Origin of the sequence: Modicisalibacter xianhensis (assembly GCF_900113605.1) — a bacterium.
Classification (GTDB): domain Bacteria; phylum Pseudomonadota; class Gammaproteobacteria; order Pseudomonadales; family Halomonadaceae; genus Modicisalibacter; species Modicisalibacter xianhensis.
Map to the genome: position 1 here is coordinate 106084 of NZ_FOPY01000006.1, position 21272 is coordinate 127355.

At 61.1% G+C, this 21272-nt stretch carries 18 protein-coding genes; 9 read left to right on the plus strand and 9 right to left on the minus strand.

Going from position 1 to position 21272, the window contains the following annotated elements:
- Nucleotides 1-76 precede the first annotated feature (76 nt).
- A complete protein-coding gene (locus BM194_RS08495; protein WP_422730647.1) occupies nt 77-826 on the plus strand; it encodes a GntR family transcriptional regulator in 750 nt (249 codons plus the stop codon).
- Between the two features lie 51 nt (nt 827-877).
- On the opposite strand, the gene BM194_RS08500 is transcribed toward BM194_RS08495, so the two are convergent.
- The 3 genes from BM194_RS08500 to BM194_RS08510 all read right to left on the minus strand — a co-directional run bounded on the left by BM194_RS08500 (nt 878) and on the right by BM194_RS08510 (nt 4676).
- Nucleotides 878-2353: an NCS1 family nucleobase:cation symporter-1 gene (locus tag BM194_RS08500; protein ID WP_092845708.1), complete on the minus strand. Its 1476-nt coding sequence runs from the start codon at nt 2351-2353 to the stop codon at nt 878-880.
- An 85-nt stretch (nt 2354-2438) separates the two neighbouring features.
- A complete protein-coding gene (locus BM194_RS08505) occupies nt 2439-3815 on the minus strand; it encodes an NCS1 family transporter (RefSeq protein ID WP_244890916.1) in 1377 nt (458 codons plus the stop codon).
- 117 nt (nt 3816-3932) lie between these two features.
- Nucleotides 3933-4676: an aspartate/glutamate racemase family protein gene (locus BM194_RS08510; protein ID WP_092845710.1), complete on the minus strand. Its 744-nt coding sequence runs from the start codon at nt 4674-4676 to the stop codon at nt 3933-3935.
- 544 nt (nt 4677-5220) lie between these two features.
- Here BM194_RS08510 and puuE point away from each other — a divergent pair.
- The 3 genes from puuE (at nt 5221) to BM194_RS08525 (ending at nt 7677) form a co-directional block, all read left to right on the plus strand.
- Nucleotides 5221-6156, plus strand: a complete 936-nt coding sequence (puuE, locus tag BM194_RS08515) for an allantoinase PuuE (RefSeq protein WP_092845712.1) — start codon at nt 5221-5223, stop codon at nt 6154-6156.
- A 41-nt stretch (nt 6157-6197) separates the two neighbouring features.
- Complete coding sequence (locus BM194_RS08520) at nt 6198-7025, plus strand: bifunctional allantoicase/(S)-ureidoglycine aminohydrolase (RefSeq protein WP_092845714.1); 828 nt, start codon at nt 6198-6200, stop codon at nt 7023-7025.
- Between the two features lie 163 nt (nt 7026-7188).
- A complete protein-coding gene (locus tag BM194_RS08525) occupies nt 7189-7677 on the plus strand; it encodes an ureidoglycolate lyase (RefSeq protein WP_092845716.1) in 489 nt (162 codons plus the stop codon).
- A 53-nt stretch (nt 7678-7730) separates the two neighbouring features.
- On the opposite strand, the gene BM194_RS08530 is transcribed toward BM194_RS08525, so the two are convergent.
- From BM194_RS08530 to BM194_RS08540, 3 genes are all read right to left on the minus strand, one after another.
- The gene (locus tag BM194_RS08530) at nt 7731-8570 is read right to left on the minus strand and encodes a PRC-barrel domain-containing protein (RefSeq protein ID WP_244890917.1); all 840 of its coding nucleotides are present in this window, start codon (nt 8568-8570) and stop codon (nt 7731-7733) included.
- A 90-nt stretch (nt 8571-8660) separates the two neighbouring features.
- Nucleotides 8661-8990, minus strand: a complete 330-nt coding sequence (locus BM194_RS08535) for a hypothetical protein (protein WP_092845718.1) — start codon at nt 8988-8990, stop codon at nt 8661-8663.
- Between the two features lie 278 nt (nt 8991-9268).
- A complete protein-coding gene (locus BM194_RS08540; protein ID WP_092845720.1) occupies nt 9269-9661 on the minus strand; it encodes a RidA family protein in 393 nt (130 codons plus the stop codon).
- 126 nt (nt 9662-9787) lie between these two features.
- On the opposite strand from BM194_RS08540, the gene BM194_RS08545 reads away from it, so the two are divergent.
- On the plus strand, nt 9788-11014 hold the full coding sequence (locus BM194_RS08545) for an amino acid deaminase (protein WP_092845722.1): 1227 nt from the start codon (nt 9788-9790) through the stop codon (nt 11012-11014).
- 65 nt (nt 11015-11079) lie between these two features.
- Here BM194_RS08545 and BM194_RS08550 read toward each other — a convergent pair whose 3' ends face one another.
- Both BM194_RS08550 and BM194_RS08555 read right to left on the minus strand, forming a co-directional pair.
- Nucleotides 11080-13122 (minus strand): CocE/NonD family hydrolase, encoded by a 2043-nt coding sequence (locus BM194_RS08550; RefSeq protein ID WP_092845725.1) that lies wholly within the window; start codon nt 13120-13122, stop codon nt 11080-11082.
- Between the two features lie 50 nt (nt 13123-13172).
- Entirely contained in the window at nt 13173-14468 is a 1296-nt protein-coding gene (locus BM194_RS08555; protein ID WP_092845727.1) for an ATP-grasp domain-containing protein, read from the minus strand.
- Between the two features lie 970 nt (nt 14469-15438).
- Between BM194_RS08555 and BM194_RS08560 the strand changes: the two genes are divergently transcribed.
- A complete protein-coding gene (locus BM194_RS08560) occupies nt 15439-16233 on the plus strand; it encodes a Crp/Fnr family transcriptional regulator (protein WP_092845729.1) in 795 nt (264 codons plus the stop codon).
- A 291-nt stretch (nt 16234-16524) separates the two neighbouring features.
- Here the strand turns inward: BM194_RS08560 and serA are convergent, their stop codons facing one another.
- Nucleotides 16525-17775, minus strand: a complete 1251-nt coding sequence (gene serA / locus BM194_RS08565) for a phosphoglycerate dehydrogenase (protein WP_092845731.1) — start codon at nt 17773-17775, stop codon at nt 16525-16527.
- Nucleotides 17776-18133: 358 nt separating this feature from the next.
- Here serA and BM194_RS08570 point away from each other — a divergent pair, with 358 nt between their 5' ends.
- The 3 genes from BM194_RS08570 to dxs are packed head-to-tail and all read left to right on the plus strand — an operon-like array spanning nt 18134 to nt 21265.
- Nucleotides 18134-18403, plus strand: a complete 270-nt coding sequence (locus tag BM194_RS08570) for an exodeoxyribonuclease VII small subunit (protein ID WP_092846021.1) — start codon at nt 18134-18136, stop codon at nt 18401-18403.
- Entirely contained in the window at nt 18393-19283 is an 891-nt protein-coding gene (locus BM194_RS08575) for a polyprenyl synthetase family protein (protein WP_092845733.1), read from the plus strand. The genes BM194_RS08570 and BM194_RS08575 overlap by 11 nt, the downstream gene beginning before the upstream one ends.
- A gap of 11 nt (nt 19284-19294) precedes the next feature.
- On the plus strand, nt 19295-21265 hold the full coding sequence (gene dxs / locus BM194_RS08580) for a 1-deoxy-D-xylulose-5-phosphate synthase (RefSeq protein WP_092845735.1): 1971 nt from the start codon (nt 19295-19297) through the stop codon (nt 21263-21265).
- Nucleotides 21266-21272: the final 7 nt, after the last annotated feature.

Genomic DNA, 21272 nt, shown 5'->3' on the forward strand with positions numbered 1-21272 from the left:
CGTAGGGCGAGTCGTCGATTGCCTGCTTATGCATATACAATGGGCCCATCGACGAGTAGAGCGGGGAAACCTGATCATGACCGAGCCCCAGCAAATGGCTGACAGTGCGGGCAACGGCGATACCGCGCCCAAGCGACGCCGTGGCAAGAACGGTGACGGGGCCGAACGCCACGACGCCATCTATCGCACCATCAGCGATGCCATCATCGAGCACAAGCTGCGCCCCGGTGCGCGCCTGCGCGAGGATGCCCTGGCCGAGGTGTTCGGCGTCAGTCGTACCGGTATCCGCAAGATTCTACAGCGCCTGGCGCTGGAGCACCTGGTGACGCTGACGCCCCGGCGCGGCGCCAGCGTCACGCGGCCGACCGCCGAGGAGGCACGGGACGTTTTCGCGGCCCGGCAGATGGTGGAGTGCGGGGTCATGGATGCCGTGGCGCGGCGCATGACGGCGGCCGATGCCCGCGAGCTGCGCGACCTGGCGGCCCGCGAGCGCAAGGCGCTGAAAAGCGGTGAACAGAGCACGGCGATCAAGCTCTCGGCCGAATTCCACGAGCGCCTGGCGCAGCTATCCGGCAATGCCACCCTCGCCGAGTTCATTGGTCGGCTGTGTTCGCGCTCCTCGCTGATTCTCGCCGTCTACGGTACCTCCGGCCATCTGGGCTGCGAGTCCCATGACCACGAGGACCTGATCAGCTACCTCGAGGCCGGCAAGGGCGAGCGTGCCACGGCATTCATGGGGCGTCACCTCAAGGCCATCGAGGCCTCACTGTCGATCGACGAGCAGGAAGACGAGGTGCCGGACCTGCGGCAGATCTTCTCGGTGTGAGTCGCGTCTCCAGGCACATCGCCCCGGCCAACTGGCCGGGGCGATGTCGTTTCAGGCGTGGTCTTTGCGTGCCGATGCCGAGGAGCCGGCCAGCGCGGCGGCATCTTGGCGCATCAGGGCGTAATAGAGCACACCGCCCAGCGCCGCACCGATCAGCCAGGCATAGCCATTCAGGCTGGCCAGTGCCGGAACCAGCACCGTGGCCAGCGAGAACACGGCAGCCATGCCGAAGGCCGCCAGGGCCTTGCGATTCCAGCCTTGGGTGTAGTGATAGGCGCTGTCGGGGGCGGAAGAGAACAGTTGCTCCATGTCGAGGTGCTGGCGTTTCACCAGGTAGTAATCGGCGACGATAATGCCGTAGAAAGGGGCAATGATGGCGCCGATGGCGTTGACGAAGCCGGGAATGCCGATCTGGCTGATTACCGCCACCCACAGGCCACCGATGAAGAAAGCCAGGATCGCCGTGATCAGGCCACCGACGCGAAAGCTGATCCTGCTCGGGAACAGGTTGGCCAGGTCATAGGCCGGCGGAATGAAGTTGGCCACCAGATTGATGCCCACGGTCGCCGCAAAGAAGGTCAGGGCGGCGACGATGGTCAGCGGCAGGGAGTCCACGTGCTCGACGATGTCGGCCGGGTTGGTCAGCGCCTCGCCGAACAGCACGATCGTGCCGGCGGTGATGATCAGCGCGATGAACGAGAAGAAGGCCACGTTCAGCGGCAGTCCCAGCAGGTTGCCGAGCTTCATCTGGCGCTCGCTTCTCACGAAGCGGCTGAAGTCGCCGAAGTTGATCACTACCGCAGCGAAGTAGGCGATCATGGTGCCGACGATGGCCAGGAAGGCGCCGATACCGCCTCCTTGCGTACCGCTGCCCTGGAAGATGCCGCCGATGGCGGGAATCAGTTCATCGCCGGCCTGATACCAGACCACACCCATCAGCACTAGCATGACGACATAGACTAGCGGCCCGGCCCAGTTGAGAAAGCGCTTGATGGGCTCGATGCCCTGCCAGAAGATCGCCAGCTGGAACACCCAGACGATGGCAAAGGACAGCCACGCCACCCCCGACAGGCCGAGGAAAGTCGCACCGTCGCCGCCACCGAACAGGGCGGTGATCAGCAGCGCCACGGCGGTCGAGGCGAAGTAGGTCTGCACGCCGTACCAGAAGATGCCGATGATCGCGCGCAGCATGGCCGGCAGGTTGGCACCTTTCACTCCCATGCTGGCGCGGACCAGGACCGGGAAGGGAATGCCGTACTTTACGCTGGGCCGCCCGGTGAGGTTGACCAGGAACATGACCACCACGCCGGCCAGTATGATCGCTGCCATCACCGCCCAACCGTTCAAGCTGTAACTCAGAAACAGCGAGGCGGCCAAGGTATAGCCGAACAGGCTCTGAATGTCGTTGGACCACACGTTGAAGATTTCGAAGGCGCCCCAGTTGCGCTCCTCGTGCTTGAGGGGTGCCAGGTCGTCGTTGTATAGCGCCGGGTCGATGTTGCGGATCGCAAGCTCGTTGTCGGACATGTCGTTCACTCATTGTTGTTGGCATAACGCCTCGTTCGCCGTGAGGCGAACGGGGAAGTCGGAGGGTGACCCGTGCGGGCGTCGATTACTGGCGAAAGCGCTGGCAAGGGGCCCAGTAGCGCATCAGCAGCAGGTAGGTCAGCCCGGCGGGAAGCAGGCTGGCGTACCAGGAGATCGACGACACGTTCAACGCCACGGCGGCGCCGACCAGCGAGGCGATAACCGCCGCGTAGTTCACGCCGCGATAGGGCCCGGTTTCGTCATAGAGCTTGTCGACGTCCAGCGTACGCCGCCGGATCAGGTAATAGTCCACTACCAGTACGGCGAAGATCGGGCCGAGGAAGGCCGAATAGGTCTGCACGAACAGTTGCAGGCCGGCCGCCGATTCGTCCTTGACCAGCTCCCAAGGGAAGGTGGCGAAGGCCAGCAGGCCGACGACGACCGAGGCAGTGCGGTACTTCAGCTTGAAGGTGTCCATCAGCACGTAGGTCGGCGGTACCACGTTGTTGAGCACGTTGGTGGTGACCTGGGCGAAGGCGATGAACAGCAGGGTGGTCATCAGCAGCGGCGTATTGTTCACGGCATTGGCGAACACCTGGATGGGATCGGCCACGCCGGTCGCCTCAGAGACCATGAAGCCGATCAATCCCATGAACAGGGTGCACGGCAAAATCGACATGGAGTACAGCGTGGTCAGCAGGCCCGGGCCACTGCCATGCTTGAGCTCACGGGAATAGTCGCTGACATTGAGCATCATGGTGCTGTAGATGCCCAGGAACAGCATGGTCGCGCCCCAGAACGGCAGGCCCCAGCTGCCTTCCATGGTCAGCAGGCTGGCCGACAGCTCGCTGCCGTAGCGATCGACGGTGCTGTAGAACATATAGACCAGCGAGCAGAGGATGAAACCGCTGCCGATGTTTTCCAGCCACTTGATGCCTTGGAAACCCAGTACCGACAGGCCGATCTGCAGCAACTGGAAGGCAATGAAGTAGAACACCAGGTTGTCGAAGCCGAACAGCGTGGCCGAGACCATGTTCAGCGCGCCGGCGCCGATCCAGCTCTGGAAGCCGTACCAGACGATGGCGGGCACTGCGCGCACCAGGCCGGGAAAACGCGTGCCACTGAAGCCGAAGGCGCTGCGCGCCTGGACCATGAAGGGAATGCCGTACTTGTAGCCGGCTGCACCATTGAGTGCCAGCGCCACCCCGATCACGAAACAGCCGATGGCGATGGCCAGAGTCGCCTGCACCAGGTTGAGTGTACCAACCACGCTCGATCCCATGGTGAAGGTACCGATCGAGACGCAACCGCCGAACCACGCCAGCAGGTAGGAGAAACGTCCCATGATGCGGGTTTTCTGGGGAGCCAGCGACTCCTCGCCGGCAGCCTTGGTGGCGGTGGGCTGTGGGGTAGCTGCAGGTTGGCCCGGCACCGCCCGGGGGGGAAGGGAATGGTCATGCATGGTGATTACCTCGCAAGGGATAGCTATCCAGCTTGTTGTTGTCACTCGCCGGTCATGCCGGCGAATGGTCTTGCGGCGTGCTGTATGTCGTTATTCTTGTAGGTCGCGTGAGCGACCTCAGTCGATGTTCAGGTGCGAGAAGCGTTCGAACTCGCCACTGAATGGTTTGGGTCGGGGAAAGGCCAGGTCGCCGTGCTTGCTGGTACCCAGGCCCAGCCCCACCAGAGCTTCGGCCAGCTTGACCGCTGCGGTGACGCCTTCGACGATGGGCAGCCCCACGGCGTCGCGGATCTCCCCGGTCAGGTCGGCCATGCCGCCACAGCCTAATACGATGGCGCCTATGCCGTCCTCGTCGCGGGCCCGCCGGCACTCGGCGATTACCCGGTCCAGGGCGCTTGCCCCGTTGTCCTCGAGGTCGAGCACCGGGATCTCGGCGGCTCGTACCCGGCGGCAGTGATGGGCAAAGCCATAGCTCTGCAACAGATGCTCGGCGATGATGCCGGTGCGCCCCAACGTGGTGACGATGGAGAAGCGCGTACTGATCAGCGTGGCCATGTGGAACGCCGCTTCGGCGATGCCAATCACTGGCGCCCGAGTCAGCTCGCGGGCGGCAAGCAGTCCCGGGTCGCCGAAGCAGGCGATGATGTAGGCGTCCACCTGATCGCGCTCGCCGGCACGGATCTCGTCGGCAACGCCCACTGCGCTGACTGCCTCATCGAAGTGGCTTTCGATGGAGACCGGGCCGCTGGCCGGGTTGGTGGCGGAGACCTGCGTGCCTGGCGCCGCGATGCGGCTGGCTGCCTCGCCGATCTTGCGGGTCATGCTCGCCGTGGTATTGGGGTTGATGACTCTGAGGTGCATCGGTTGTCCTTGGCAGCGATTGCCTGTTTTGTTCACGATAATTTCGCTTCTTGTACACAAAATAGGACAAGGCGTTGACAGGTGCAAGTGATTGCGGGACGGTGAGGCGGGTTTTTTATTTCTCTTTTTAAACAATGACTTGTAATTTAAACGCTCACTGTCCGAGCAATGGCTGGTCATTGTGGTCAAGAGGTATGCTCAACTGCCGCCACCATTGGTCGTCAATTTATTTATGATATTGTATACAGTTAATCGCGTGGCATTGCTGATAGAGTGCGTTGCGCAGGCAGTGCTTGGGTTCGTCATCGTGACGTCGGGATGGCATGGAGGGCGCTCGGGAGCGAGGATAAGCAGTACCTGCTGTGGATTCAGGGCGCAGTTCACGTGATGCCTTCATGTGAAGCGGATCGCACTGGACTTGCAGGACCTCTGAATACAGGCTAGGTTTGCTTTGTATACATTATTAAGTGCCACGCTGCGCTGAATGTCCCTTCACTCCGCGATAGGGCCAATACTTGCGGTCAACAACAAAAGGAACCCTGCCATGACGTCAGGAAGAGACTCCGGTTACCCCCGTGACCTGATCGGCTACGGCCGTACGCCGCCCCAGGCCAACTGGCCCGGCCGGGCCCGCATTGCCGTCCAGTTCGTGCTCAACTACGAGGAAGGTGGCGAAACCTGCGTGCTTCACGGTGACAGCCACTCCGAGAAGTTCCTGTCCGAGATCGTCGGCGCCGAGGCCTATCCCGAGCGCCACATGAGCATGGAATCGATCTACGAGTACGGTTCGCGCGCCGGTGTCTGGCGCATCCTCAACGAGTTCGAGCGCCGCGGACTGCCGCTGACGGTCTTCGGCGTGGCCATGGCACTGGAGCGCAACCCCGAGGTCGCCCACGCCTTCAAGGAGCTCGGCCACGAGATCGCCTGTCATGGCTGGCGCTGGCTGCACTACCAAGGGGCACCGGAGAGCGTCGAACGCGACCACATGCAGCGTGCCATCGAGATATTCCAGACGTTGTACGGCGAGAAGCCGCTAGGCTGGTATACCGGTCGCGACAGTCCCAACACGCGTCGCCTGGTGCTCGACCAGGGCAGTTTCCTCTACGATAGCGACTACTACGGCGACGACCTGCCGTTCTGGACGCGCGAGCAGGACAGCCAGGGCGAGACGCATACCCACCTGGTGGTGCCCTACACCCTGGATACCAATGACATGCGCTTCGCCACCCCGCAGGGCTTCAATACCGGCGAGCATTTCTTCACTTACCTGCGCGACGCTTTCGACGTGCTGTATGCCGAAGGCGAGGAATCGCCCAAGATGCTTTCCATCGGCCTGCACTGCCGCTTGATCGGCCGTCCGGGGCGTTTCCGGGGGCTGCAGCGCTTCCTCGACCATATCGAGTCCCACGACCGAGTCTGGGTCACGCGCCGCGTGGACATCGCCCGCCACTGGGCAGAGCATCACCCGTGGCAGGGCTGAAGCGCGTGAGCCGGATTTCAACGAACAAGCAAGGCTGATCAATGGCACAACGAACCTACTATTCCCCCAAGGGCGGCCTGCCCCCGCAGACACAGATGCTCTCGGACCGGGCGGTCTTCACTGAAGCCTACGCGATCATTCCCAAGGGCGTACTGCGCGACATTGTGACCAGTTACCTGCCGTTCTGGGAGGACACCCGGCTGTGGGTGTTGTCGCGGCCCATGTCGGGCTTTTCCGAGACCTTTTCGCAGTACATCATGGAAGTCTCGCCTGGCGGTGGCAGTGACCGTCCCGAGTTGGACCCCGGCGCCGAAGGCGTATTATTCGTGGTGGAGGGCGAGTTGACGCTGACCCTCGAAGGCGAGCGCCACGTCATGCAGCCAGGCGGCTATGCCTTCCTGCCGCCGGGCTGCGATTGGCAGGTCAGGAACGGCGGCGATGACGTGGTGCGTTTCCACTGGGTGCGCAAGGCTTACGAATTCGTCGAGGGTATCGACATGCCAGAGGCCTTCGTCACCAACGAGAACGATATCGCGCCGACGCCGATGCCGGATACCGAGGGCGTCTGGGCCACCACGCGCTTCGTCGACCCGGCGGATCTGCGTCATGACATGCACGTGACCATCGTCACCTTCCAGCCCGGGGGGGTGATTCCCTTCGACGAGACGCATGTCATGGAGCACGGCCTCTACGTGCTGGAAGGCAAGGCTGTCTATCATCTCAACCAGGACTGGGTCGAGGTCGAGGCCGGCGACTACATGTGGCTGCGCGCCTTCTGCCCGCAGGCCTGCTACGCCGGCGGCCCGGGGCCATTCCGTTATCTTCTTTATAAAGATGTGAACCGCCACATGAAGCTTCGTTTAACCTGAAAACTGTCTGCACTCGTCCATGCGGTGTTAAAAACCAGCTTAAAATGCTCATTTACATCTATGTAAACTCCGCTTTTGCGCTGGTTTTTGCCTTGCCTGGCCTTCGTTCGCCAAGTTTTCAAGCCAAACGAGACATTTTGGATCGGGTCAGAAGGATAGATGCATGCTGAAACTCAACGCACAGCCGCTGACGCCGGAGGCCTTCGCGCCGTTCGGCGATGTCATTGATACGCGCACCTCAGAGTACTTTCATATCAACGCCGGGCGTACCCGGCGCTATCATGACCTGGCCAAGGTCGAGACTTTGGGCGACGAAGCGCATGCGCTGATCAGCATCTTCGTCAGCCAGCCGGTCGAGGTGCCACTAGTACTGGAGTTTCTCGAGCGCCATCCCCAGGGCAGCCAAGCCTTCATGCCGCTGCACGAGGAGCGTTTTGTGATCGTGGTAGCACCGCCGGGCGACGAGATCGATCCGCAGGATGTGAGAGCATTTGTCACTGATGGTCGTCAAGGCGTGAACTACCGGGCGGGCACCTGGCACGCCATTCAGTCGGTACTCGAGCGGGCAGGGGAATTCCTGGTCGTCGACCGTGGCGGGGCGGGCAACAACTGCGACGAGCATCCGCTTTCCGTGTGTGTCAGCCTAAGCTGACGCACTGCCCGCACCTGCTACCGGCAGCCGCCTGACGCGGCTGCCGGTACGTCTCATTGATTGGCTTGGGTCGTATTCCAGGGGCTGTCGTACTGTGTGTAGTCGAACGTCGGCAGCGTCTTGGTCTCTTCCGAGGAATACGAAATCTGATAGGCGCTGTCGCCCGGGCGCCACCCCTGCTCGTAGCCATAGAAAGGGTAGGCATACGGGCCCTGGCCATAGCGCTCCTCAGACGGATCGATGACCAGTGCCTGCAACACACCTTCTTTGGAAAACAGCGCGTTGGTCACGTAGCCATAGCCTTCGCCATCGTCGATGCTCGCGTAGTCGTTGAGCAGGTCGGTGATCTTCCACGTCTGTGGGCCCGTCATCACGTCGTCTTCAACCTGGGTGGCCTGATCGAGATCCTGCTTGATCACATAGGATTCGTCGAACAGGCCATAGTCATCGACATTGTCCTCGCGAATGGGGACCTGAACCCCCGTGTCGGTCAGCTTGATCTCCTCCCAGGGAATCGCAACGTGAGTATCGCCGATGTCCCACATCCCGCCGACCTGGGCAATCAGAGCGATGATGCGATTGTCCTGGTTGAGGATGGCATTTTCGACACTGCCAATTTCATCGCCATTGGCATTGAGAACGCTGGCTTCCAATAGTCGATCGGCACGAACGCCACCGCTCTGGTAAAGCTGCTGGTAATTCCACTGGCCGATAGGACGAACGTTTCCGGGTTTGTTGGCGGTGGAGTCGGCCTTTGATTGGCTCGAGTGGGCGCTATTTTCCGATGAGTTATTAGCTTGATTACTGTTATCTTGAGCAATGGCCGGCGTCAGGGAAAAGCCGGAAACAACAGAAATGGCCAGTACTGCTAATCTTTTCTGCGTCATGAGCATGATGGATCCTCGCAACCGAATGGAACGAATAAACGCAAAAAGCGGGAGATGAATCCCCCGCTTTATAGAGCCTTGGACATGAAATATGGCTTACACGTCCCAGAAGCCCTCATCGCCGGCGTCATCGTTGAAGTCACCATATTCGTCTTCAGACAGATCGCCGCTTTCGTCCTGATCATAGGTATTATAAATACCTTCACCATACTCGTTGTCATCGAGCATGTTGTCGTCATTGGCATCCCAGCTGTCGAAGACGCCTTCGTCATCGAAACCGGCATCCCATTCTTCAAAGTCGATGGTGCCGCTGCCATCGGAATCCCAGTCGTTGAAGTCGTTTTCCTGCGCAAAAGCGCCGCCGGCGCCCAGCAGTGAGAAGGCAACGAGCGTACCGCCGATAGCGTGGATCCAGTTGCGTTTCATGCTTTCCTCCTTGATGCAGATAGCGATGAGCTGGCAATACGGCGATTCTATAGCCGTCATTATTGCCGCAATCGTCGAAGCGTTGCTCGTTTCAGTCGACACTTTCAACCTAGGTTATAACGCTGGGAAAGAGCAAATTAGCGGATTTAATTTGCGTGTTTTTTTGTGTTATTGAGTAAGCCAACATTCTTGGTCATATAGCCATTTAGGCCTGCTGCTGGGCCGTTGCTGAGATCGAGGCAGTGGCTGAAATGCGGTTACCGCTTTTACGATCACACTTAAGCGCGGTCGGCACGATAGCACTTTACGTCGACCTCGACCTTGCAATCGACCACGAGGTCCTGAACGCTGCAGATGCGTGCCGGTGGGTGTTCACCGAAGACTTCAGCGAAGACCTTGTTGAACGAGGCGAAGTAGCGGGCGTCGGTAAGCACGGCCGTGACATGAACCACATCTTGTACGCTGTATCCGGCCTCGCGCATGATCGCCAGGCAATTGTCGAAGGCCAACCGGGTCTGTTCGACGATGCCGCCCTCGATGACTTCGCCGTCACGCATCGGCGTTTGTCCGGACACGAATAGCCATCCCCCGGCCTCGGTGGCTCGGGCGAAGGGCAGTTTCTGACCGCCGGTACCGATGCCACCTTCCGTACCGTAGCGCTGAATACTCATAATGTGTCTCCTGTGACTGTTGGTGTATGGGTAGCAGTGAAACTGTAGCTTTTGGGCGAGCATGGTCGAAGCGTGCCGGCACCGAAGGCGATGATATATCTGACGTGGCATGAAAGGGGAATCGTGATGCCCGAAACGAGGCGGAATGCCAACACCACGACGTTAGGAAACAAAGGCCTTCCCATAACTGGAAATTCCCTGCTGGCTGGGGTCAGCCTGCCGGCGGCAGCCATTTTTGAAGCGCCCTTGTCGCATAACCTGGCCTGGATGCAGCGCTTCGCTGCAGCGCACGGGGCGTTTCTCGCACCGCACGGCAAGACCACCATGACGCCGGCGCTGTTTCAGCGCCAGGTCGACACCGGGGCTTGGGGCATTACCCTGGCCACGGCACCCCAGTGCCAAGCTGCCTTCGCTGCTGGCGTGCAGCGCCTGCTGATGGCCAATCAGTTGATTGGCGAAGCCAACATGGCGATCGTCGCCGGCTTGCTCGAGGCCGGCGCCGAAATCCACTGCGTGGTCGATTCCACTGCCAATGCCGAGGCACTGGGGCGCTATTTTGCGTCACGCGGGCAGACGCTCAACGTGCTGGTCGAACTGGGCGTGCCGGGCGGGCGTACCGGCTGCCGAACGCTTAAGCAGGTCATCGAACTTGCGCAGTGTATCGCTGCCGAGCCAGCCCTGTGCCTGACCGGCATCGAGGGCTACGAGGGGGTTGTGCATGCATCAGATCCGGTACCGGCGATTCGCGACTATGCTGCGCAACTGATTGCCTGTGCCCAGCGACTCGACCGGGAAGGGCTGATTGCTAGCGAGACGCCGATCATTACCGCCTCGGGATCGGCCTGGTATGACCTGATCGCCGAAGCCTTCGATACCGCCGACCTGCGTGAGCGCTTTACACCGGTGCTGCGCCCCGGCTGTTATGTGGTGCATGACCACGGCATTTATCGCGATGCGCAACGTGGTGTGCTGGCGCGACGAGCCGATTTGCATGAAGGCTTGCAGCCGGCCCTGGAGGTCTTCGCCCAGGTACAGTCTTTACCCGAGCCGGGCTTGGCGATCGTCGCCCTGGGTAAGCGCGATATCGGCTTCGACCAGTTGCCCCAGCCGCTGCGCCGCTATCGAGAGAGAGGCAGCGCTGAAGACATGTTGAGCGTGGCAGGGTGGCAGGTGACCAAGCTGATGGATCAACACGCCTTCATTGCCCTGCCGGAAAACGCCGATGATGTTCGGGTGGGGGATGTGGTGGCCTTCGGGGCATCGCACCCCTGCCTGACCTTTGACAAGTGGCGCCGGCTCTGTCTGGTCGATGAGCGTCTGGATGTCTTGGAAATGATGGAAACTGTATTTTGAGCTGAGCAAAAAAAGCCCCCCGGAGGAGAAATGGGGGGCCAAGCTTGCTGGAGGAACAACAAGACTTACATGTGGTCGCGAGGGATGGTGCGCTTCCAGTTTTCAGAGTAGATCCGATAACCATCTTCATAGGCATCGAGTTCGGCATGCACTTCGAAATCGGTGCGTGTGCACGTCAGCACCGTGCGCGTAATGACCTCGATATCCCAGTCGTCGCGCTTGAACCCTCGCTCGGTATAGGTCTCGCCGCGCACCGAGGTGAAGTCGTCATCGACGTAGGAGTACCACTCGCGTGTGCTGCGACGGATCTCGGTGCCGATCTCGTCGAGGCGGAAGCCACCCTGGTCGTTGACGACCTCCATCGTCGACTGCTTGCGGGCAAGATCGCGGTGCAGCAGCCAGTTGTGTTCGCTGGGCTCCAGGCGCGTGGTCTCGACCGTCGGGGCTTCCTCGGGTTCGCCGAATGGGCGTAGCTTGGCATCCTCGGCACGTGTCGGGCGCACCGGCAGGTGCAGGGCGCTGCGTGCCGGATAGAGGGTCAGTTCCACCGGTTCCGGCGGGGCCCAGGCCAGCGGCCAGTAGGAAGTCGATACCGAGACGCGCAACTGGTGCCCTGCCCGGAAGTGGTGGGCGATGCCGTTGAGCGGCACCCTGACGCGATAGCGCTTGCCCGGCTCCAGTGGCTCGGGATGCGCGTCACTGTCGCGATGCGACAGGTTGAGCAGGCCGTAGGTGATTCGTGTCGACTTGCCGTCGGGTGCGACGTCCGACAGGCGCACCGCGACCATGGCTTGCGGCTTGTCCGCGCTGAGTTCGAACTCCAGCTCGGGCCGGCCAGCGATCTCCAGTGGCTCGTCGAGTACCGGGCCGCGGAAGACGATTGAGCCACCATCTTCCTCGCGCTGGTCGCCGGGCAGGTCGGGGGTGGCCGCGTAGGAGCACCACTTGCCGGCGGACTGGCCAACGCTCAGCGGCGATTGGACGGTCAGCGAGATTTCGTCGGCCTGGTCGTCGAGCGGTGCATCGTCCTCGCCTTCCTGGCCGATCCGGTGCGGTCCGAGGGGATAGCGGCGTTGCTCGATGTTCGGCGACGGCCACTGCTCCTCGCCGATCCAGCGACCCGGGCGGTCTTCGTAGGCGTTGTCGGGCGGCACATAATCCTGCAGCCAGGCACGCAGCATGGGCTCGTCCATGATGCCGGTGTCCTTGCCCTTGAGCCAATAGTCCCACCAGCGCAGGGTCTCCTGAAGAAAGCCAATGGCCGGGCCGGGAATGCCCTGGTGTGGATACTTGTGACCCCACGGGCCGATCAGCCCGATACGTGGCACCTCGAGATGCTCGAGCAGGCGGAACACCGTATTGGTGAAACCGTCGGCCCAGCCGCCAACGGCAAATACCGGGCACTGTATGGCATCGTAGTGTTCACACAGCGAGCTCTTGCTCCAGTACTCGCTGCGTCGCTGGTGGCTCAGCCAGGAGTCCAGCCACAGGCCACTGCCCTTGAGACGCTCGAGCCACATGTCTCGCCAACGGTCACCGACGATCTCGGGGTCTGGTGGCAGGCTGTTGAAAGCAAACATGACGGTAGCCTCGGAGAGGTTGTCGCCAAGCAGGCAGCCGCCCATGTAGTGCATGTTGTCGGCGTACAGGTCGTCGCTGGAGCAGACGCTGATGATTGCCTTGAGTTCCGGGGGTTGCCTGGCAGCCACCTGCAGGCTGTTGAAGCCGCCCCAGGAGATGCCCATCATGCCGACGCTGCCGTCGCACCAGGGCTGTTTGGCGATCCAGGCGATGGCGTCAACGGCATCTTCCTGCTCCTGCTGGGTATACTCGTCGACGACCGTACCGTCGGAGTCCCCGCTGCCTCGCATGTCCACCCGCACGCACACATACCCATGGCCTGCCATGTAGGTATGGTTGGTGGCATCGCGCCCGCGGGTCAGGTCGCGCTTGCGATAGGGGATGTACTCCATGATCGCGGGCAGCGGGCTGTCCTCGGCGCCCTCTGGCAGCCAGATACGCGCGGCCAGTCGCGCCCCGTCGCGCATGGTGATGAACGCATTCTCGATGATGCGGACTTCATAGGGGTACGAAGTGACCGTTTCCATCGTTCCTCCCTTCATCAGAATCGGTTGGGCAAGCAGGTGTCAGCTGCCCTTCATTCCACCGAGTCGAACTCGAAGTGCAGTGCTTCCAGGCAGGCGTGATAACGCTCCCTGATTTCATCGTGGCTGTCGGCGCCAAGGTAAATGGTACCGAGGTGATAGGAGAAGCTGTCCTGGTTGGACAGGTCACTCAAGCGCATGCCTGGCTCGACATCCAGCTTGACCTTGGTGCCGGGAAAACGCTCTCTGAGCTTCTCGAGTTCCGCCAGGCTCGGGACACGCTTGACGATGGCATCCTCGTGCGGCTGGTGGATGATGCACTTGGCTGCCACGGGAAACTGACCCTGGCGGTTGGACATCGACGGCCGTTGACCGAGCGCGATATCGATGGCCACCTCATGGTTGGACATGCCGTCGACCATGATGAACATCTCGCTGTGCGACTGGGAGATACGCGTATTGAACTCGACCAGCCACAACTTCTCTTTTTCCTCGTCCCACATGAACTCGGCATTGAAGCAGCCATTGTCGTAGCCGATATGCTCGAGGAAACGCCGGCAGGCATCGATCATCTGACGCTGGATGCGTTCGGGCATGCCCGAAGGATACTCGAGTCGGTCGTAAGGCGCGGGCCCTTCATCCTTGGGTTGGTCAAAGACGCCATGCACGTTGAACTCGCCTTGGAATACCGTGCCTTCGGGCGCACCCTGCGTCCCGGAAATGATCTGCTCGGCAATGCAGGTGTTGCCGTCGGCCTGCTGGATCTCTGGTGGCAGCTCGGCGTGCTCCAATGCCTCGTTGAAGGGGGTGCCGAAATGGCGGATGTACTGACGGGTTTCCTCGATCGCCGCGTGAAATTGCTCGTCGTTCTCCACCTTGAAGCCAAGCTGCGAAGAGAACGCCTTGACCGGCTTGAGCCAGAAGGGATAGTCGAGGGTGACCTGTTCCAGCGGATTCTCGGCAAACGGGTCGACACTGCAGAAGTCGGGCACCATTTCCGGGATGACCTTCTGCTGCTCGAGGCGGCTCCAGTACTTGTGCTCGCACTTGAGTACGCTTTCCAGCGGGGGCGCCGGAATACCGTGTTCCCGGGATAGGATCGGCACCAGTACGCTGGTCGGGAAATCCCAATGAGCGATGATGGCATCGACGCTGCCAGTAAACTGCTTGAGTTCATTGAGTTGCTGGCGAGCCTGGATCAATACCTTGTTGAAGGAGAGGTCCTCCGGCTCGACGAGTGTCGGTACATCCAGAAGGCCGTGAATCGAGAGTTCATCGGCGTTACGCAGGGTCTCCAGCTCGATGCGCTGCAGTTCCTCCAGCGCAGGGATGAATACGTTCCTTTTCATATACATGCCTCCATGGCGTCCTTGAAAGAAGCGTTTGCTAGACCCTTCATTCCCTTTTGTCAGCACCTTCTTACAAGGGCAACGTAGTCAGATAGCGCAGCAATTGCTATGCCATGGGGGCGTTTGAGCGGAAACGTTACCCTTTTCAAACGTCATGAAACCTTGAGGTTACCGAATGCTGTGATCGGGGGCACAATCCGGCCTGGCATTCTGGCATGGCTTGTCGCGCCTCCTGACCGGTATGTTGCTCCTGCCCTCGGTTGGCTGCTTCCTTGCAATGCAGCGTCTACCCGGTTCATCGCCGTCCTGCCTATTAACCTGCTCTATAGCAGGGTGGCGCTGTACAGGCATTGTTCAGGTAGGTGCCGTCCCCAAAATGAGAGTTTCTGCTTCAAGAAGCTACTTGTTGTAAAGCCGGAGAACGTCTCGCCATATTTTGTGTAACTTATTGCTTGTTAAGAAGAGTTTCTGCATTTCGGTTTTGATATGGCTATAGGGTATCTGCGTATGCACAGACGATGCGCTTCCTGGAAGTGAATTTTGGTGTTCGGGATAAAAAGGTGTTGTATAACTACAGTCAAGCTGCATTCTCTTGGTGCTACGCAGGCCGCCCGGGGGTCAAGCTGACAGGCAAGCTGCGCTCAGGTCTTGGAAACTTAATATAAGTTACAAGTATAAGGCTTTGGTAAAGATATGCTTGCGAAGGATAAGGCAGTCAACGTCGCGAATATGCAGGCGAGAAGTGGCAGACTTTCTTTTAAGAAATTGATTTAAATTAAATTCATCAGTTATTTAAGACGTTTTTTCTATATCGGCAGCCTGTTTTTATAGCGATGCTATTCTTGGCTTAGTTAGACAAAGCCTTTACAATTTTGTGTTTTTGCTTCAAGCGCATTGATGTTGAAATTTTCAGTCCTTGACGCCAGAAAGCGCATCGGTTCGACCGCGGTTGCCAAAGTGGAGGCACGTCATGTTAGGACAGGATGAGAATCTTGCTCAAAGCAACGGATTGCCTCTATTACCCGGTTCGCTGCAGGCCGACTTGCTGGAGGCCATCGAAGCACCGGCGATTACCGTCAAGAAAAAGCACCTGCTCTGGCAGGCGGGTAGCGAACCGTCCATGCTCTACATGTTGCAGAGCGGATGGGCGTATACGTACCAGGCACGCGATGGCAAGCCTGTTAACGTCATCGATGTCTTCATTCCCGGTGACCTGATGGGCATTCGCGATGCCTCCCTGCCGCGACATACCACGACGGCAGCCATGCTGACCGACGGTACGGTCAGTGCCCTGACCAAACATCAGTTGCAACGCCTTTTCGAGCGTTCGCCAGTACTGGCCATGGAGATCCATTCCCATGCTGTCCGCCAGCAGGAAGTGCTGACCAACCGATTGGTCAGCGTGCTGGGCAACGATGCCCGTTGTCGCATCGCACACTTCATCGTCGAGATCTACTCCCGTCTCAAGGAGGTCTACCGGCACGTTGGGACGGACTTCACGTTCCCGTTGCTTCAGAAGCACATCAGCCTGGCGCTGGGCCTGACCCATGTGCATGTGAGCCGGCTTCTGAAGGAACTGGAAGAACAGGGCATCATCCGCAAGACCCGCCGCTATCTTGAAGTGCTGGATATGGAGAGGCTGGCCGAGATGGCCCGCTATCCGCTCGATGCGACGACCGATACCGACATGGGCAACGCGTTGCATGTGCAGTCGGTGGCCCAGGATCAGCAGGTCGGTGTCTCGGCACAGAAGACGCAGGCCTGATCAGAAAACTTGCATAAATTTAATCTGGTTTAAATAAACAGCCTGGTAACTATGCGATAGTGGCCGCCGTCGAGCAGGGAAGATCAACCGGTGCGCTCGCACCCGGTGCAAGGAAGCGCCTGAGGTTGCAAGGAGGCTCGACGGGACAGGCAGAGACGCACCGTCCAGAGCCCGGCTTCGGCCGGGCTCATTATGTGGTATCCAGGGCAATCGTCAGTTATCACCGTGCCCAACGAAAACGCCGCCCCGGCAGGTTCTGCCGGGGCGGCGTTTTTCAACGGCCAGGCGAGCTCAGTCCTGATAGTTGGTTTCCGAGTAGAGCACGCGGATGCGCAGGGTGTGGGCGACGTCCTTCAACGCCTCGAGTGCCTGCGGGCCGTAGGCCTTGTCGACATCGATGACCACGTAGCCGACCTTCTCGTTGGTCTGCAGGTACTGCGCGGCGATGTTGATGCCGTTCTCGGAGAGCACATGGTTGATCTCGGAGAGTACCCCGGGCACGTTGTCGTGGATGTGCAGCAGGCGGTGCTTGTCCGGGTGCGCCGGCAGGGCGACCTCGGGGAAATTGACCGAGGTGATGGTGGTCCCGTTATCGGAATAGGTAATCAGCTTTTCCGACACCTCGATACCGATGTTCTCCTGCGCTTCCAGCGTCGAGCCACCGATATGCGGCGTCAGGATCACGTTGGGCAGGCCGCGCAGCGGCGAGACGAATTCCTCGTCGTTGCTCTTGGGCTCGACCGGGAACACGTCGATGGCCGCCCCCAGCAGCTTGCCGCTCCTGAGTGCCTCGGCCAGTTCCTCGATCACCACCACGCTGCCGCGCGAGGCGTTGATGAGGATGCTGCCCTGCTTCATCAGGGCGATCTGTTCCTTGCCGATCATCCAGCGCGTGGAGGGCAGGTCCGGCACATGCAGGCTGACCACGTCGGCACGCGCCAGCAGTTCTTCCATGCTGCCGACCTGGCGGGCATTGCCCATGCCCAGTTTGGTGACCACGTCGTAGTAGATGACGTCCAGGCCCAGCGATTCGGCCAGTACCGAGAGCTGCGCACCGATGCTGCCGTAGCCGATGATGCCCAGCGTCTTGCCGCGTGCCTCATGAGCGTTCTTGGCGCTCTTGAGCCAGCCTCCGGCATGGGCGCGGGTACTCTTCTCGGGAATCCCGCGCAACAGCATAATGGCTTCGGCGAGCACCAGTTCGGCGACCGAGCGGGTATTGGAGTAAGGGGCATTGAAGACCGGAATGCCGCGTACCAGTGCAGCGCCCAGGTCGACCTGATTGGTGCCGATGCAGAAACAGCCGACCGCGGTGAGCTTCTCGGCCGCGGCAAACACGCGCTCGGTGAGGTGAGTGCGCGAGCGGATGCCGATGAAGTGGACGTCGCGGATCTTTTCGATCAACGACTCCTCGTCCAGCGACGTCTGCAGGTGCTCGATGTTGGTGTAACCGGCATTCAGTAAGTTATCCACCGCGGACTGGTGGATGCCCTCGAGCAGCAGGATCTTGATCTTGCTCTTGTCCAGGGACGTCTTGGCCATTGTCGAATCAACCCTTACGGCGGCTTGTGCCGCGCTCTCTCAGTATGGTTTTTAACCTGTTGGCTGAGTTCTTCGTAAAGACGACGGCCCGGGGCAGGAAGGGGTGAGGGCCACGCTGTGAAGAATGGTGCGCCAACAGGGGGCCTATCGTAGCACAGCCACGTCCTGGCTGGATGAAAATGGCGGGGTTTGCCTATGAATCGCCTGCAGGTTGAGACCGCGTGTCGGGACGGTCGTCGTGCCGGGGAGCGTGTATACTGTGCCCCCTGGATTCCCGATGCGTTGCCCGCATGGCATCCTGCATTCGACCGGATTCACCAGGGCCGCTTCGAGGGCCCGTAGCGATGAGCGAGACGTCATGGCAGACAAGGAGAATGGGAACGCGGATTTCGCCGCCACGCTCGACAGGCTCGAGATGCTGGTTGGCCAGATGGAGTCCGGCGAACTGACGCTGGAAGCCTCGCTGGCTGCCTTCGAGCAGGGGGTGCGCTTGACTCGCGATGCCCAGAAGCGCCTCGACGAGGCCGAACTCAAGGTGCGAGCCCTCATTGAGCGACCTGATGGCTCGCTTGACGAAGAGCCGTTCGAATCCCCCTCGATGCCCCCGGAGGCCGGTAATGATCGATGAGCTGGCGGAACTGCCGCTGAGACTGGATGCTGACCGTGCCCGGGTCAATGCCGAGCTCGAGGAACTCTTCTTGCACCGCGAAGCCGGAGCCGTGCGTCTCGAGGAGGCCATGCGCTATGGCGTGCTGGGCAACGGCAAGCGCCTGCGGCCGGTACTGGTCTATTTTGCCGGGCGCGCCCTGGGTGCCTGCGATGAGGATCTCGACCCGGCGGCCGTCGCCGTTGAGTTGATTCATGCCTATTCCCTGATTCATGACGACCTGCCGGCCATGGACGACGACGATCTGCGCCGGGGTCGGCCTACCGTCCACCGGGCCTTCGACGAGGCCACGGCCATCCTGGCCGGTGACGCCCTGCAGACGCTGGCCTTCGAGTACCTGGCCGATGCCGGCCATGCCCGATTGGGCGCGATGGTGCGCACCCTGGCCCAGGCGGCCGGTCGTGACGGCATGGCGGCAGGGCAGGCACTGGATCTGGCCTCGGTCGGCAATGCACTGGACGTCGACAGTCTGGCACGCGTCCACAGTTACAAGACCGGAGCGTTGATCCGTGCGGCAGTGCGCCTGGGCGCGCTGACTGCCGTGCCCGAGACCGACCCGCGGGTCATTGCGCTCGATGAGTACGGTGCCGCGGTCGGGCTGGCTTTCCAGATCCAGGACGACATTCTCGATGTGACCGGCGACCCGGCCACGCTGGGCAAGGCATCCGGCGCCGATGCCGCCCGCGACAAGCCGACCTATCCCTCCCTGCTCGGCCTCGAGGGGGCGCAAGCCAAGGCACGCGCGCTGTTGGATGACGCCATCAATGTGCTGGCGCCGCTAGGTGATGCCGGTGCGCCGCTGGCGGCGCTGGCGAAACACATGATCGAGCGCGATTACTGATAAGAGCCTCTATGAAGCTGTTCGACGAGATTCCCGTCGAGCGTCCGGCCACGCCGCTGCTCGACACCATCGACACGCCTGCTGCCCTGCGCAGCATGAGTTCCACCCAGTTGCGCACCCTGGCCGATGAACTGCGCGCCTATCTGCTCTACAGCGTGGGCTGCAGCGGCGGGCATTTCGGCGCCGGGCTAGGGGTGGTCGAGCTGACCGTGGCCCTGCACCATGCGCTGGAAACGCCATATGACCGGTTGGTCTGGGACGTGGGTCACCAGGCCTACCCGCACAAGATTCTGACTGGACGACGCGAGGCGATGACCACTATTCGCCAGTATGGCGGGCTGGCGGCGTTTCCCAAGCGTGGCGAGTCGGAATACGACACCTTCGGTGTCGGCCACTCCAGTACCTCGATCAGTGCGGCACTGGGCATGGCGCTGGCCGCTCGCACCCGCGGCGAGAAGCGCCGCGTCTGTGCGGTGATCGGTGACGGAGCGTTGACGGCGGGCATGGCATTCGAGGCGCTGGCGCATGCCGGCCATGTCGATGCCAACCTGCTGGTAATCCTCAACGACAACGAGATGTCGATCTCCGAGAACGTGGGGGGCATGGCCACCTATCTCGCGCGTATCCTCACCAGTACGCCTTACATTACGGTGCGCGAGGGCGGCAAGAAGGTACTCTCCAAGCTGCCCGGGGCCCTCGAGCTGGCCCGGCGCACCGAGGAGCACGTCAAGGGCATGGTCAGCCCGGCGACGTTGTTCGAGGAGATGGGCTTCAACTACATCGGCCCCATCGATGGCCATGACCTGCCTGGGCTCGTGCATACCCTGCGCACCATGCGCGATCTGGACGGACCGCAGTTCCTGCACATCAAGACCAGCAAGGGCAAGGGCTTCCGGCCGGCCGAGGCCGACCCGATCGGTTATCACGCCATCACCAAGCTGGAAAAGGCCAACGCCGCCGAGGTCGGGCAGGGCGGGCCGCAGTCGCCGGCCGCCCAGATACCGCCACCCGCCCAGTCGATGCCGAAGCCGAAGCCGCGCAAGTTCTGTAACGTGTTCGGCGATTGGTTGTGCGACATGGCAGCCGCGGACGAGCGCCTGATCGGGATTACCCCGGCGATGCGCGAGGGCTCGGACCTGATCCGGTTTTCCAAGGAGTACCCCGAGCGCTACTACGACGTGGCGATCGCCGAGCAGCATGCGGTGACCCTGGCCGCCGGCATGGCCTGCGAGGGCATGAAGCCGGTGGTGGCGATCTACTCGACGTTTCTGCAACGCGGCTACGATCAGTTGATCCATGACGTTGCCGTGCAGGACCTCGACGTGACCTTCGCCATCGACCGGGCCGGCCTGGTCGGCGAGGATGGCCCCACGCACCATGGCGCGCTGGACCTGTCCTACCTGCGCTGTGTGCCCGGCATGGTGATCCTGGCGCCGGCCGATGAAGCCGAATGCCGCGCCATGCTCAGTGCTGCCTACCGGCATCCGGGTCCGGCAGCGGTGCGTTATCCGCGTGGCACCGGGCCGGGCAGCGAGATTCCCACGCACCTCGAAGGGCTGGAAATCGGCCGTGCCGAGCGTCGCCGCCAGGGCCACGGGATTGCTCTGCTGGCCTTCGGCAGTCTCAACACGCCGGCGACCGAGGTCGCCGAACGCCTCGATGCGACGCACTACAACATGCGCACGGTGAAGCCGCTCGATCGCCAGGCCGTACTCGAGGCGGCCCGCGACCACGAACTGGTGGTCACGCTGGAAGAGAGCGTGGTGGCCGGCGGTGCCGGCAGTGGCGTCAACGAGCTGTTGGCCGCTGAGGGTGTGCAGGTGGCAGTGCTCAACCTGGGCATCCCCGACCATTTCATCGAGCATGGCAAGCCGGCCCAATTGCTGCACGAATGCGGACTCGATGCCGAGGGTATCGAGACAGCGATTCGCCGACGGCTTGCCGCGCTTCGGGAAAATGCGCCCTCCCAGGCCGGGAGTTGAATCCTTC